Origin of the sequence: Stenotrophomonas sepilia (genome assembly GCF_003244875.1) — a bacterium.
GTDB classification, from domain to species: domain Bacteria; phylum Pseudomonadota; class Gammaproteobacteria; order Xanthomonadales; family Xanthomonadaceae; genus Stenotrophomonas; species Stenotrophomonas sepilia.
This window is the reverse complement of sequence record NZ_LXXZ01000092.1, coordinates 1-14,810: the sequence shown is the minus strand read 5'-3', so window position 1 is coordinate 14,810 and position 14,810 is coordinate 1. Positions and strand designations below refer to the sequence as shown.

Sequence of the window (14,810 nt, the reverse complement as noted above, 5' to 3'; positions counted from 1 at the left end):
CCCCCCCAACCCTTACTGCAGCAGGGAACGCAGCATCCAGGCGTACTTCTCGTGGGTCTGCAGGCGCTGGGTCATCAGATCCTCGGTCGGGGCATCGTCACCCTTGGCCGCCACATCCAGCACTTCACGCGCCGTACGGCATACCGCTTCGTTGGCGACCACCAACTGGCGTACCATTTCACGCCAGTCCGCACTGTCGGTCAGGCCCGGTTCCTCGACGATCGAGGTCAGCGCAGCGAATTCCCGGTAGGAGCCCGGGGCATTGAAGCCCAGCGCGCGGATGCGCTCGGCCACGTCGTCCAGTGCCGCCCACTGCTCGGTGTACTGCGTCTCGAACATGGTGTGCAGCGAGTTGAACATCGACCCGGTCACGTTCCAGTGGAAGTTGTGCGTCTTCAGGTAGAGCGTGAACGCGTCGGCCTGGAAGCGCGACAGACCGTCGGCGATCTTCTTGCGGTCGCCCTGGGTGATCCCGATATCGATGTTCGGCGCCGACGGTGCCGCCGCTGCAAGCTTCTGCTTGCCGGTCTTGGCCTTGGTCGTGCTCTTGGTCTTCGCCATGGGGTTCCTCCTTGTGGAATCGTTGGCCTTCACAATAAACCGGTCGTGATGACTGGTCGCTTTCAAAGTTTTGAACGAACCGATTGATGAACTCTATCGATAAAAATCCATCGCCCCGCCTGCGCCAACAGCGCGCCGCCATCGACGGCGCCATGAGCCGCGACCGGGGCCGTTTGCTGGGAATGCTCTCGCGTTGCCAGGCCAAGCCGCAGGATGCGGCACTGGCCGCTACTTTCGAGCAGGCCTTGCAGGCGTCGGTGCAGCGCCGGCAGGTGCGGGCGCAACAGCAGCCGTCCATTACTCTGGACCCGCAGCTGCCGATTGCGCGTGAAGCCGACGCGATCATCAAACTGATCCGCGACCACCAGGTGGTGGTGATCGCCGGTGAAACCGGTTCGGGCAAGACCACCCAGCTGCCGAAACTGTGCCTGGCCGCAGGCCGTGGCCAGGCCGGCATGATCGGCTGCACCCAGCCGCGACGGATCGCCGCACGTGCGGTAGCCAGCCGCGTGGCGCAGGAACTGCAGAGCGAACTGGGCCAGCTGGTGGGCTACCAGGTGCGCTTCAATGACAAGGTCAGCGACGACAGCCGCATCAAGTTCATGACCGACGGCATTCTGCTGGCGGAGATCGCCAGCGACCGCTGGTTGTCGAACTACGACACGATCATCGTCGACGAGGCACACGAACGCAGCCTCAACATCGACTTCCTGCTGGGCTACCTGAAGCAGCTGCTGCGCAAGCGCCCGGACCTGAAGCTGATCGTCACTTCGGCCACCATCGACACCGAACGCTTCGCCCAGCATTTCGACAATGCGCCGGTGATCAGCGTCGAAGGCCGTACCTACCCGGTGGAAGTGCGCTACCGCGCGCTGGAAGGTGAGGGCGAAGACCAGGGCGAGCGCACCGTCAACGATGCCATCGTGTCGGCCATCGACGAGATCACTCGCCTGGACGCACGCGGCGACGTGCTGATCTTCCTGCCGGGCGAGCGCGAGATCCGCGATGCGCACCAGTCGCTGGAACGGCGCAAGTACCGCAATACCGAGGTGCTGCCGCTGTACGCGCGCCTGTCCAACCAGGACCAGGACCGGGTGTTCAACCCCGGGCCGAACCGGCGCATCGTGCTGGCCACCAACGTGGCCGAGACCTCTTTGACGGTGCCACGCATCCGCTACGTGGTCGATCCGGGCTTCGCCCGCGTCAAGCGCTACAGCCCGCGCAACAAGCTGGATCGCCTGCACATCGAGCCGATCTCGCAGGCCAGCGCCAACCAGCGCAAGGGTCGCTGCGGCCGTATCGCCGAAGGCATCTGCTACCGCCTGTACGCCGAGGCGGATTTCCAGGCGCGGCCGGAGTTCACCGATCCGGAAATCCGCCGCTCCAGCCTGGCCGGCGTGATCCTGCGCATGCTGCAGCTGGGCCTGGGCCGCATCGAGGAGTTCCCGTTCCTGGAGGCACCGGACGAGCGCGCGGTGGCCGATGGCTGGCAGCAGCTGACCCAGCTGGGCGCGATCGATGCCGAGCGGCGCATGACCACCATCGGCAAGCAGATGGCGCGCCTGCCGGTGGACGTGAAGCTGGCGCGCATGCTGGTCGCCGCGCAGGCCGCCGGCTGCCTGCGGCCGATGCTGGTGATTGCCTCGTTCCTGGGCATCCAGGACCCGCGCGAACGCCCGCCGGAAGCGCGCGGTGCGGCCGACAGCGCGCATGCGCAGTTCGCCGATGGCCGCTCCGAGTTCGTCGGCGTGCTGCGCCTGTGGGATGCCTACCGGCAGGCCCATGAGGACCTGACCCAGTCCAAGCTGCGCGACTGGTGCGGACGTCATTTCCTCGGCTTCCTGCGCATGCGCGAGTGGCGCGAGCTGCATCGCCAGCTGCGGCTGCTGTGCGAGGAACTGGGCTGGAAGGAAGAGGCCAGCGAGGCGTCGATGGCACCGTTGCTGGCCGGCAGCAGTGCGCCGGCACCGGCGCGTGATGACGCGGCCGCAGTAAAGGCCACCCGCGGCCAGTTGCATCGTGCCGCGCGCCTGGCCCGCGAAGGCAAGGCCGAGGCCGCACCGGCACCGGCGGCCGCGCGCGCGCAGAAGGAACAGGCGCCCGTCGGCGGCGGCTTCAGCGAACGTGTACGCGCTGCTGCCTACCAGACCCTGCACCGGGCACTGGTGGCGGGCCTGCCGACGCAGATCGGCCACCGCACCGAGAAGGGCGATTTCCAGGCACCACGCCAGCGCCGCTTCCTGCCGTTCCCCGGTTCGGCGCTGGCCAAGCGGCCACCGCCGTGGCTGCTGGTGGCCAACCTGCTGGATACGCAGAAGGTATGGGGCATGACCCTGGCCGCGATCGAGCCGGACTGGGTGATCGCCGAACTGCCGCACCTGCTGCTGCGCAAGCACTTCGACCCGCACTGGTCGCGCGCGCAGGGCCAGGTGCTGGCGTCCGAGCAGATCAGCCTGTTCGGCCTGGTGCTGGCACCGAAGAAACCGGTCCATTACGGCCGCATCGCGCCGGGCGAGGCGCATGACATCTTCGTGCGCCAGGCACTGGTGACCGGCGAGATCAATACCCGCGCCAGTTTCGTCGCCGACAACCAGAAAGTGCTGGAGGTCGCGCGCGAGGAAGAAGCCAAGCTGCGGCGCGCCGGCATCGTTGCCGACGAAGACTGGCAGGCACGCTGGTACCTGGACCGGGTGCCGCCGCAGATCCACTCGGCGGCGGGACTGGATAGCTGGTGGAAAGGGCTGGCGCCGGAACAGCGCAAGGCGCTGCACTGGTCGTTGGCAGACCTGTTGCCCGGTGAGGGCAGCGAACAGGAGCGCTATCCGAAGTACCTGGCGCTGGGCCAGGCGCGCTTGCCGCTGCACTACCGCTTCGAACCGGGGGCCGACGACGATGGCGTCACCCTGGACGTGCCACTGCACCTGCTCAACGCGTTGGACCCGGTGCAGCTGGGCTGGCTGGCGCCGGGCTTTGTTGCCGACAAGGCCTCGGCACTGATCCGCAGCCTGCCCAAGGCGATGCGCCGCAACTACGTGCCGGCGCCGGACTTCGGTCGCGCGTTCTACGAGGCCTTCCCGCAGCCCAGCGCCGATGCCATCACCGGCGAGCTGGCGCGTTTCCTGTCACGTGCGACCGGCGCGACGGTGACCGCACTGGATTTCGAGCCGGGTTCGATCGAGCCACACCTGCACATGAACCTGCGGCTGCGCGACGAACAGGGCAAGGTGCTGGCCACCTCGCGTGATCTGGAAGCGCTGCGCGCGAAATTCGGTGGCCGTGCTGGCGATGCCTTCGCCGCGCGTGCCGGGCGCGAGATGGCGGCTGACGGCCTGCGCACGTTCCCGGCCACGCCGATTCCGCTGCAGGTACCCGGTGAAGCCGGCGTGCCGGCCTATCCGGCGCTGCTGGACGAGGGCGACAGCGTGGCGCTGCGCATCTTCGCCGACCGCCAGCAGGCGCAGGACGCCCATCCGCTGGGCGTGCGCCGCCTGCTGGAGATCGCCCTGGCCGACAAGGTGAAGCAGGCACGCAAGCAGTTGCCGGTCGGTGCCAAGACCGGCCTGTTGTATGCCGCGATCGAATCGCAGGAGCGCCTGCGTGGTGACCTGGTCGATGCAGCGATGAACGCGGTGCTGGCCGAGGGCCTGGAAGACATCCGTGATGCGGCGGCCTTCGAGCAGCGCCGCGAGCATGCCGCCAAGGCCCTGTTTGGCGAGGCGATGTCGCGGCTGAAGCTGGCCGAATCCATCCTGGCGCTGGTGGCGGAGCTGAAGCCGATGCTGGAGGCGCCGCTGATGGGCTGGGCGCGCGGCAACCTGGACGACATGGAAGCGCAGCTGGCCGGGCTGATCCACCCCGGCTTCCTGCGCGACACGCCGGCCGACGCGCTGGCGCAGTACCCGCGTTACTTGAAGGCGATGATCCTGCGCACCGAACGTGCCAAGCGTGATCCGCCGCGCGACCAGGCGCGCATGCTGGAACTGCATCCGTTCCTGGAAGCGCTGGAGGCGGGCGAGCAGCAGGGCCTGCGTGATCGCCCGCAATGGCAGGCGCTGCGCTGGGATCTGGAAGAACTGCGGGTATCGCTGTTCGCGCAGGAGCTGGGGGCACGCACCGGCATCTCGGCGAAGAAGCTGGCGCAGCGCGTGGCTGCATTGCGCCAGGCCTGAGCGCGCCCCGGCCGCCCCCTCGGGCGACCGGGGCCGGCCGGGCAGGGAGCCGGGCACGGCCGGAATGCCCGGACGTTACTTGGTGCGGCGAACCTTCGGCTGCACGTTCACCCCGTCCACCTTCATATACCAGGCGCCCATCACCCCTGGGCGCATGCTGACGCCCGGGGCGTCCTTGCGGCCACCGGAATAGTGCGTGGCGTCTATCTGCTCCCACTCCTGGCCGTTCTGCAGCACGTAGCGGCGGCCCTGGCCGAATCCACGGAATTCACCCTGCAGGTTGCTTTCGATCGGTTCGCTGCTGCCGAAGTCCAGGAAGCCGCGGTTCTTCTTGATCACTTCCTGGCGGCCTTCTTCGCGCGCTGCGGCGACGGCCTGGTTGGTGGCCGCCTCGACCTTGCCCTGCAGCCAGCGGTTGAGCGTGGCCAGTTCACCGGCACTGAGCTTGTCCAGGCCGGCGGCCTTGAACTCGGAGGGCGACATCTGCTGCTGCAGGTCGCCCTCCACCACGCGCTGGGCCAGCGCAGGCGCGGACAGGGACAGCAGCACGGCGGCACAGGCCAGCAGCCGTGGACGGACGCGCGGGGCAATCGAAGGCATGGCGGGTCTCTCCTGGGTGTGTGGGCGAGTGTAGCGGCATGTCTTCATGCCGGGTGATGGTAGGTGCAGTGATTGTCCCTGAACGGCGCCGGCGCTAGTGTAGGGGCCTCTGTCTTGCCTGCTCGATGCTGTGAACCGCGCTTCCGTCCCTGGCCTGGATGCCTTGTTGAACCGTCCCTCGGCAGCGGTGCTGCCTGCTCCGCTGCGCCAGGCCCTGCGTGAGCATTGGGAAGCGCCGGATTGCGAGCACCAGATGCGTGCCACCTGGTCGGTGCTGGGCGATACCCTCGATGCGCTGGCGATGCTCTCGGCCGACGAAGGCGCAGTGGTGGCCGCATTGCTGTTCGACCTGCCGGGCCTGCGCGCCAGCCTGGACCAGCTGCCGCTGGGCAACCACAAGGCGGCGGTGATCGGCCTGCTGGATGGCCAGGATGCGGCCGACCCGGTGTGGGCGCTGCACGCCGGCCGTGAGGCGGGGCGCAACAGCGAAGGCCTGCGCCGGCTGCTGCTGGCGATCATCCGCGACCTGCGCGTGGTGCCGATCCTGCTGGCACGGCAGCTGGCGCGGATGCGCGCGGCCGACAAGCTGGACGAGGAGCAGCGCCGCGCGCTGGCCCAGCTGACCCGCGACATCCACGCGCCCCTGGCCAATCGGCTAGGCATCTGGCAGCTGAAGTGGGAGCTGGAGGACCTGGCGTTCCGCCACCTGGAACCGGAAACCTACCGCCGCATCGCCCGCGAGGTGGATGAAACCCGCATCGCCCGCGAGCGTTACGTCGAGAACGTCAAGAAGGTGCTGTCGCGCGAGCTGGTCGCCCAGGGCATCAAGGCCGAAGTCAGCGGCCGCCCGAAGCACATCTACAGCATCTGGCGGAAGATGCAGAAGAAGCGGTTGGCCTTCGACCAGTTGTATGACATCCGTGCGGTGCGCGTGATGGTCGACGACGTTGCCGCCTGTTATGCCGCGTTGGGCGTGGTGCACGCGCTGTGGGCACCGGTACCGAGCGAGTTCGATGATTACATCGCACGCCCGAAGGCCAACGACTATCGCTCGCTGCATACCGCCGTGGTCGGCCCGGAAGGTCGCACCATCGAAGTGCAGATCCGCACCCATGAAATGCACTCGCAGGCCGAGCTGGGCGTGGCCGCGCACTGGAAGTACAAGGAAGGTGGCAAGGGCGCGGAGAAGTCCTTCGACCGCAAGATCACCTGGATGCGCCAGTTGCTGGAACAGGCGCAGGACGGGCAGGGCAATGAACTGGCCGGGGCGCTTGATGCTGAGCTGACCGAGGACCGGGTCTATGCGCTGAGCCCGAAGGACGAGGTGCTGGACCTGCCGCAGGGCGCTACGCCGCTCGATTTCGCCTACCAGGTGCATACCATGGTCGGGCACCGCTGCCGCGGCGCCAAGGTCAACGGCCGCATCGTGCCGCTGACCTACCGCCTGCGCAGCGGCGACCGCGTCGAGATCCTGACCGGCAAGGAGGCCGATCCGCGCCGCGACTGGCTGATGCCGGCCAACGGCTTCCTGGCCAGCAACCGCTCGCGCGAGAAGGTGCGCAGCTGGTTCCACAAGCTGGACCGCGCGCGCAACGTGCAGGCCGGTCGCGAGCTACTCGAGCGCGAGCTGAAGCGGCTGGGCCTGCAGCACGCGGACCTGGCTGTGGCGGCGAAGAAGTTCCATGCCGACAGCGTCGATGACCTGTACATCCAGGTGGCGCTGGGCGATACCGGCCCGAACCAGGTCAGCCGTGCGCTGCTGGAGGCGGAGCGTGCCGCCAGCCAGCCCGCGCCCGCACCGGCTCTGCCGCGGCCGACCGCGCGCCGCGAGAACCTGGGCAAGTCCAAGTTCACCGTGCAGGGCGTGGGCAACCTGCTGGTGCAGCTGGCACGCTGCTGCCAGCCGGTGGCCGGCGAGCCGATCGTCGGCTACCTGACCCGTAGCCGGGGTGTCACCGTGCATCGTGCAGACTGCGCCGCGCTGGCCCGGCTGGCGGCCAGCAGCCCGCAGCGCATCCTGCCGGTGGAGTGGGGCCAGGCTGGGGGCGGCTACGAGGTGGACGTCGTGGTCGATGCGGTCGATCGCCGCTGGCTGCTGAAGGACATCACCAACCTGATCGCCCAGGAAGACGCCTACGTGCTCGACATCCACAGTGACAACGTGCGCAACAGTGGCCGTGCCCATCTGCGGCTGCGCCTGAAGGTCAGTGACTACGGGCAGTTGTCGACGCTGCTGGGCAAGCTCGATGCGCTGCCGGGCGTGAGCGAGGCGCGTCGCCTCGGCTGAGCTTCACGCTGCCCCGGCTACCCTGCACGCATGGAACGCGAGCCCCCGCATCGCCCGCATGGCGCTGAACATCCTGCGCTGGACCGTGTCCGTCGCGAGGGGCGTTGGTGGTGGCTGCAGGCGCGCCATGCGCGCCGGATCTGGCGCTGGGCGCTGCTCGCAGCGCTGGCCGTGTTCGTGCTGCTGGTCCTGCTGCGCAAGCCGTTGGCAGATTGGTTCTGGGATGAGCCGCAGATCGAACAGCTGCTGGCCGAGGGGGATCGTGCATTGGCGGCTGGGCGCCTGAGCGATGCCGACGGCAGTGGTGCGCGCGAGCGCTACCAGGCGGCGCTGGCGCTGGACGGTGATCGCCCGCAGGCGCGCCAGGGCCTCGCCAATACCGGCGCGGCAGCGCTGCAACAGGCGCGCGATCGCCTGCAGGCGGATGACCTGGACGGCAGCGCGCAGGCCCTGGCACTGGCCCGTGAGCTGCAGGTGCCGCAGGGCGACGCCGATGCGGTCGCCCGCCAGTTGCAGGCGCGACGTAGCGCCGGAGCCGGTATTGGTGCGTTGTTGGCGCAGGCGCGTAACGCGTTCGCGGCCGGACGCCTGGATGACGGCGACAGCAGTGCGTTGCCCTTGTTCCAGCGCATCCTGGCCCTGCAGCCGGACAACCTGCCGGCGCTGGAAGGGCGCGAAGATGCGCTGAGCGACCTGCTGCTGCAGGCACGCACGCTGGCAGAGCGAGGGGAGTTGGCCGAGGCGGCTGCGCTCCTGCGTCGTGCCCGTCAGTTCGATGCCGGTCATGCCGATCTGCCGGCGAGCGAGGAGGCCCTCGCGCGCGCGGCCGACCGGCGCCTGCGGCAGGCGCAGCGTGCGTTGCGACGGCAGCAGCTGGAAGCTGCGGCCAAGGGTTTCCAGGCGGTGCTGGTGGTGGCCGCCGATGATTCCAATGCGCAGCGCGGGCGTGAGCAGACCCTGCAGGCAGTGGTTGCACGCAGCCAGAAGTCCGCCGACGACTTCCAGTTCGATGCGGCGCAACGTGATGCGGCCCTGGCGGCGGAGCTGGGGGCTTCGCAGGCCGTCCGGCAACAACTGGCGCAGCGCCTGCAGCGCGCGCAGCAGGCGCAGCGGGCTCTGCAGCAGCCCGCGGTCAGCACGGCGCAGCGCGAACGCCAGCTGCGCGACCACCTGCGGAAGATCGAACGTGCCGAGCGCGCGGGGCAGTGGATCAGCCCACCCGGGCACAGCGCGTTCGACGCGTTGCGCGAAGCCCAGTCGCTGGCTCCCCGCGATGCGCGGGTGAAGGCAGCCGCCGCACGCTTGCTGCCCGCCAGCCGACGCTGCTTCGACGACAATCTGCGGCAGAACCGCGTGCAGGCGGCAGGCGCCTGCCTGCAGGCTTGGCAGACCCTGTCACCGACCGCAGCCGGACTGCCCTCGGCGCGGCTGCGGTTGGCCCAGCGCTGGCTGGCGATCGGCAGCGAGCGGCTCGGTAACGGTGACCTGGCCTTCGCCGCGCATGCCGCCGAACAGGCGCGGTTGCTGCAGCCGGATCTGGCCGAACTGCCGGCGTTTGAAGATCGCCTGCGCCGCGCCGGTGGACGGGTGGACTAGGCGAAGAACACCCGCTGCACGGTCGCACGGGCGGCGTCGAGTGAGAAATGTTCGGCGACGTTGGCCAGGCCGGCATCGGACAATTGCTGCCACAGCTGCGGGTCCTGGTACAGGCGGACCACCGCATCGGCGAAACCGGCAGCGTCATCGGCCACCAGTACGTCCTGGCCAGGATGCAGGTGCATGCCTTCCACGGCGCAGGTGGTACCGACCACCGGCTGGCCATGGGCCATGCTCAGGTTGATCTTGCCTTTCACGCCGGCACCGAACCGCAGCGGTGCGATGGCAATGCGCGCGCCGTCCATGTAGGGCGTGATGTCCTCGACGAAGCCGTGCATCTGCACGCCGGGGTGGCGTGCGGCCAGTGCCAGCAACGATTCCGGCGCCGCAGCGCCGATGCAGTGCAGGCGTACCTCCGGCAGCCGGGCGCGGATGTGGGCGAAGATTTCGCCGATGAACCACTCCATGCCGTCCAGGTTCGGCGGATGGCGGAAGCCACCGACAAACACCAGATCGTGTCGTTGCTCGTAGACAGCGCCGGCGCCGGCAACCTCGTGCAGGTTGGAAATCAGTTCCACCCGTACCCGCGGCGCATCGGCCTGCAGCTGCTCCCGTTCGGCCGCACTGACCAGCACGGTGATGTCGCACTGCTCCATCACTGCCAATTCACTGCTGCGGGTGCGTTCTGCTGCGCGCAGCAGGGCCGCATCACCCGCCACTTCGGCACCGCGGCGCTCGCGCAGGTAGTGCAGGTCGACCGTGTCGAACACGGTTCGTGCCTGCGGCGCATAGCGCTTGAGCAGGGGCAGGCACTCGTGGGCGACGTGGTGGCGCACCAGCATCGCCACGTCGAAACGCGACCCATGGCTGCGCAGCCAGCCGGCTACACCGTCCAGGAAGGGGGCGTACCAGACTTCCACGCCCATCCGCTGCAGCGCCTCGGTCGCCGCGCCGGCATGCTCGCGCCGGGTCGGGACGAATACCACGTGGGCACCGCCCTGCAGCAGCAGGCGGATCAGATTGACCTGGCGCAGCGACCCGGAATCGCGATCGGGCTGCGGTACTTCCTCGTCCAGGATCAGCACCTGGCGCCGGCCGCGCAGCAGCAGCGCTGGCGACGGCACTGCGCCGACCGCCGGATGGCCGGCCAGCTCGGTGGCCCAGCGAGCGGCAAAGATGGCCTGGTTGCGCACCTGGTAGGCCTTCACCCCGCTGCCGGTGTCGGTGCCGTTGCTGGTGCCCTCGTCGTGGATCACCCGGCTGGCCGGCTGCACCAGCACGCGCAGGCCCTGTGCACGCACGCGGAAGGCCAGGTCGGTGTCCTCGTAGTACGCTGGCTTGTAGCGGGTATCGAAGCCGTCCAGCTGCTGCCAGAGGGCACGCGGCAGCATCAGCGCCGCACCGGAGCAATAGTCGACGTCGCGCAGGCTGGCGAAGCGCGGGTCGTCAGCGGCCTCGAAGCGGCCATAGCTCCAGCCACTGCCATCGGCGAAGATCACTCCGCCCGATTCCTGCAGGCGGCCATCGGGATACAGCAGCTGGCTGCCGACCAGGCCGGCGTCGGGGACGCTGCCGAAGGTGTCCAGCAGGGCGTCGAGCCAGCCCGGCTGCGGCACCGTATCGTTGTTGAGCAGCACCACGTAGCGGCCGCGTGCGCGCGATACACCCTCGTTGCAGGCTTCGATGAAGCCGCCGTTGTGCGCACGCACCTCATAGCGCAAGCCCGCCACCTGCGGCATCCACTGTGCGGTAGCGTCGCTGCTGCCGTCATCCACCACCAGGATCTCGCACGCGGCTGCGGGCGGGTGTGCCGCCAGGGCGCGGAGGCAGGCCAGGGTGTGGTCGACGTGGTTGTAGACCGGGATGACGATGCTTACCTCCGGCAACTCGCTGAACGGCACCGTGAAGGGAGCGAAAGCCTGTGCTGGCGGCAGGAACAGCGGCGTGCGCGGCGCGGGAACGGCGCGCTGGGTATGCACGCGGATGCGTTGCCAGGTGGCCCGCCACCCGCGGGTGCGCAGGCTTGCCAGGCTCCGGCGGGCCAGGCCCGACAGGCGGTTGATCAGGTATCGGATCTCGGCCAGGGACATCGCCATCCGGTTGCAACTCCAGCTTAAGCAGGGGAACCCGGGAGAACTCGCCAGCCGCAGTGGCTGGGGTAGACTCGCCAGACCCTACATTCTCGCATTCCCGTGCCCCGACGCTACGATTCCGACGACATCGACGATTTCGACGACGACCCGCAGGACAGCGGTCCGCTGTGGCGGCGCCGGCTGATCACCTGGAGCATGGCTGCGGTCGCATTGGGATTGGGTTTCCTCATTCCCTATACGCTGTACCTGAACCAGCAGGTGACCCAGCGTTTCGGCGAGCTGCGCTGGCAGATCCCGACGCGCGTGTATGCGCGCCCGCTGGTGCTCACCCCCGGCAAGGCGATGGATGCGTCCACGCTGAAGACCGAACTGGCCGCCTCCGCCTATCGTGATGACGGCCAGGGCAAGGAGCCGGCCACCTATGCGGTGAACGGCGGTCGCTTCGTGATCTCCAGTCGTGGATACAACGATGTCGATGGCCGGGTGGCGCCGCGCCGGGTGGAGCTGTCGCTGGCCGATGGCGGCGTGGCCTCGCTGCGCGACGCCGACAGCCGCAAGGCACTGAAGGCCGCGCGGCTGGATCCGGCGCGCATCGCCACGCTGTACGGCCAGAAGCAGGAAGAACGCCGCCTGATCCGCATGGACGAGGCGCCGGACCTGCTGGTGACCGGCCTGCAGGCAGTGGAAGACAAGGACTTCAACCGCCATCACGGCATCGACCTGTCCGGCATCGCGCGCGCGGTGTGGGTGACGATCCGTTCCGGTGGCCAGAGCCGCCAGGGCGCCTCGACGCTCACCCAGCAGCTGGCCCGCAGCGGCCTGCTTGGCATCGGCAAGGAGCAGACGCTCACCCGCAAGTTCAATGAGGTGCTGTACGCGCTGATCATGGAGGCGCGCTACGACAAGCGCACGATTTTCGAGGCGTATCTCAACCAGGTGTACCTGGGCCAGCGCGGCAGCCAGGCGATCCATGGCATGTCCTCCGGTGCCGAATTCTGGTTCGGGCGTGACCTGCAGTCGCTGGAGACCGAGCAGATCGCCCTGCTGATCGGCCTGGTCAAGGGGCCGTCCTTCTACGACCCGCGGCGCAACCCGGAACGCGCGCTGGATCGCCGCAACTTCGTGCTGGGCAAGCTGCACGAGGCCACGCTGATCGACGATGCCGAGTACCAGCGCGCGCTGAAGGCTCCGTTGGGTGTGCCCAAGACACCGGGCCTGGTGGCAGCCAACCGCTTCCCCGCCTACGTCGACCTGGTCCGCCGGCAGCTTGCGCATGACTATCCGGAATCTGCGCTGCAGGGCGCGGGCCTGAGCGTGATGACCGGTATGTCGCCGTCCGCGCAGGCCTATGCCGAAGGCGCGGTGACCCGCACCATCAAGTCGCTGGAAAGCCAGCGTCGCCCTGAACTGCAGGCCGGCATGGTGCTGACCGACGTGCACAACGGCGACGTGCTGGCGGTGATCGGCAGCCGTGAGGTGTCCGAGGTCGGCTTCAATCGTGCGATCGAGGCGCAGCGCCCGGTCGGTTCGCTGCTCAAGCCGTTCGTGTACCTGCTGGCCCTGGCGCAGCCGGACCGCTATTCGCTGGCCAGCTGGGTCGATGATTCGCCGGTGACGGTGCAGCTCGGCCGCGGCCGCAACTGGAGCCCCGGCAACGCCGACAACCGCAGCCACGGCACGGTGCGCCTGATCGATGCGCTGGCGCATTCGTACAACCAGGCGACGGTGCGCTTGGGCATGCAGGTCGGCCCCGAGCGCGTGACCCAGCTGATCCATGTGCTGGCCGGCATCAAGGCCGAGGCCAATCCGGCGGTGATCCTCGGCTCGACCGACCAGAGCCCGTATGCGATGGCGCAGCTGTACCAGTTCCTCGCGTCCGGGGGTGAGATCCAGCCGTTGCACGCCGTGCGTGGCGTGCTCGATCCGCAGGGCAAGCTGCTCAAGCGCTACGACAAGACCCCGGCACCGGCACAGGAAGGCGATTCGATTGCCGCCAACCTGATCAGTGTCGGCCTGCAGCAGGTCGTCGCCAGTGGTACCGCGCAGCGGCTCAATGCTGATGGCCTCGGCCGTCTGCAGCCAGCCGGCAAGACCGGCACCACCAACGATGGCCGTGACAGCTGGTATGCCGGCTACACCGGCGACCACCTGGCGGTGATCTGGATCGGCAACGATCAGAACCAGCAGGCCGGCCTGTATGGCGCCACTGGCGCGATGCGGGTCTGGTCGGGCATCTTCCAGCGCCTGCCGAGTGCGCCATTGCGGGTCAGCAACAAGGGCCTGGATTGGCAGCCGGTGGCTCCCACCGGTCTCAACAGCACCGATGAAGGCTGCCCCGGCGCGCGTCGTTTCCCGTTCGTGGTGGGCTATGCGCCTGCCTATGCGCCGTGCGCGCCGGCCGCGTCGCCCGAGGGGCAGGGCGAGGCTGAAGGCGAGGGCGGTGGCTGGCGCAGCTGGTTCGGCCTGGACCGCAAGCCGGAAGCACCCGCCGAACCTGCCGCCACCACTCCTCCCCCGAGCCGATGATGCCGATGAACATGCGAACCCTGCTGCAGCCCCTGGCCCTGACCGGCCTAAGTCTGGCCCTGGCCGCCTGCGTGAGCAGCGCGCCGCCGGTAGTCAAGCCGGTCGACACCACCACGCCGGCGCAGCGCCTGGCGGCCGTGGATGCTGCAGCGGGTCCGGACGACAAGGAATTGTCGGTGCAGCCGCTGCGTGATTCGCAGGTGGAAGACCTGAGGCTGGCCGCACAGGCGCAGCGCCAGGCCAACGACCTCGCCGGTGCCGCCAGCAGCCTGGACCATGCGCTGGAGATCGTGGCTGGTGACCCGGCGGTGCTGCAGGAGCGTGCCGAACTGGCGCTGCTGCAGGGGCAGTGGGCACAAGCGGAGACGTTGGCGCGCAAGGCCGTGGATCTGGGCTCGAAGACCGGGCCGCTGTGCCGCCGGCACTGGGCGACGATCGAGCAGTCGCGGCTGGCGCGGGGCGAGAAGGAAAATGCGGTGTCGGCGCACGCGCAGATTGAAGGTTGCACGGTGCCGGGGATCAAGCGTTACTGAGTTTTCAGCCAACGGCACAGCCCCTCGTGGCTGGCTGCTTGGCCGAGTAAAGCAAAAGCCGCGCTTGGCCGGGCGGGGTGGGTTCGCGGGGGACGCCGTGAACCCGTCCCTGGGGGCTTAGCCGCGGCATCCATGCCGCGGACACCCCCGCGAACCCACCCCGCCCGGCCTCTGACAGTTCCCGTGTGCGTCCAGCCACGGAAAAGAAAAAGAAAATCAAAAGCGGGTCGCGCGCTGCGCGCACTCGTTGTGGGGTCGGAGCCGTTTTCCGCAGGAAAACGGCTCCGACCCCTTCTTGTTTCCGTTCGACCCACCGCTTCTGAATCAGTCGAGCAAGCGCGACGCCACGAAGCACGTCCATCCGTCACCGGGAAACTGTCGAAGGCGGGGCGGGAGGGGCAGGCAGGACCGTTGGCGCCATGGATGGCGCCATCGAGCCCCCATG

General features: G+C 68.7%; 8 protein-coding genes. 5 read left to right on the top strand and 3 right to left on the bottom strand.

Features of this window, described 5'->3' with window-relative positions; all coding sequences use genetic code 11:
- Positions 1–12: 12 nt before the first annotated feature.
- Entirely contained in the window at positions 13–561 is a 549-nt protein-coding gene (locus tag A7X97_RS18900) for a Dps family protein (RefSeq protein WP_005418469.1), read from the bottom strand.
- Between the two features lie 86 nt (positions 562–647).
- Between A7X97_RS18900 and hrpA the strand changes: the two genes are divergently transcribed.
- On the top strand, positions 648–4,730 hold the full coding sequence (gene hrpA, locus A7X97_RS18895; protein WP_111008318.1) for an ATP-dependent RNA helicase HrpA: 4,083 nt from the start codon (positions 648–650) through the stop codon (positions 4,728–4,730).
- A 75-nt stretch (positions 4,731–4,805) separates the two neighbouring features.
- Here the strand turns inward: hrpA and A7X97_RS18890 are convergent, their stop codons facing one another.
- Positions 4,806–5,330, bottom strand: a complete 525-nt coding sequence (locus A7X97_RS18890) for a hypothetical protein (protein ID WP_111008317.1) — start codon at positions 5,328–5,330, stop codon at positions 4,806–4,808.
- Between the two features lie 130 nt (positions 5,331–5,460).
- On the opposite strand from A7X97_RS18890, the gene A7X97_RS18885 reads away from it, so the two are divergent.
- Together A7X97_RS18885 and A7X97_RS18880 are read left to right on the top strand one after the other, a co-directional pair.
- Complete coding sequence (locus tag A7X97_RS18885; RefSeq protein WP_111008316.1) at positions 5,461–7,617, top strand: RelA/SpoT family protein; 2,157 nt, start codon at positions 5,461–5,463, stop codon at positions 7,615–7,617.
- A 30-nt stretch (positions 7,618–7,647) separates the two neighbouring features.
- A complete protein-coding gene (locus tag A7X97_RS18880) occupies positions 7,648–9,213 on the top strand; it encodes a hypothetical protein (protein WP_049414184.1) in 1,566 nt (521 codons plus the stop codon).
- Here A7X97_RS18880 and A7X97_RS18875 read toward each other — a convergent pair.
- Positions 9,210–11,309 carry a glycosyltransferase gene (locus tag A7X97_RS18875; protein WP_072167684.1) on the bottom strand — a complete coding sequence of 700 codons (2,100 nt, stop codon included), beginning with the start codon at positions 11,307–11,309 and terminating at the stop codon, positions 9,210–9,212. The genes A7X97_RS18880 and A7X97_RS18875 overlap by 4 nt on opposite strands.
- 96 nt (positions 11,310–11,405) lie before the next feature.
- Here A7X97_RS18875 and mrcB point away from each other — a divergent pair, with 96 nt between their 5' ends.
- Positions 11,406–13,832, top strand: coding sequence for a penicillin-binding protein 1B (mrcB, locus tag A7X97_RS18870; protein ID WP_072167685.1), 2,427 nt, complete (start codon positions 11,406–11,408; stop codon positions 13,830–13,832).
- A complete protein-coding gene (locus A7X97_RS18865; RefSeq protein WP_088497516.1) occupies positions 13,829–14,365 on the top strand; it encodes a hypothetical protein in 537 nt (178 codons plus the stop codon). The genes mrcB and A7X97_RS18865 overlap by 4 nt, the downstream gene beginning before the upstream one ends.
- Positions 14,366–14,810: the final 445 nt, after the last annotated feature.

Bases quoted from the DNA above. Each gene is read 5' to 3' on its own strand.
- A7X97_RS18880 (WP_049414184.1), top strand. From the start codon at position 7,648: ATGGAACGCGAGCCCCCGCATCGCCCGCATGGCGCTGAACATCCTGCG.
- A7X97_RS18890 (WP_111008317.1), bottom strand. From the start codon at position 5,330: ATGCCTTCGATTGCCCCGCGCGTCCGTCCACGGCTGCTGGCCTGTGCC.
- A7X97_RS18865 (WP_088497516.1), top strand. From the start codon at position 13,829: ATGATGCCGATGAACATGCGAACCCTGCTGCAGCCCCTGGCCCTGACC.
- A7X97_RS18900 (WP_005418469.1), bottom strand. From the start codon at position 561: ATGGCGAAGACCAAGAGCACGACCAAGGCCAAGACCGGCAAGCAGAAG.
- hrpA (WP_111008318.1), top strand. From the start codon at position 648: ATGAACTCTATCGATAAAAATCCATCGCCCCGCCTGCGCCAACAGCGC.
- A7X97_RS18875 (WP_072167684.1), bottom strand. From the start codon at position 11,309: ATGGCGATGTCCCTGGCCGAGATCCGATACCTGATCAACCGCCTGTCG.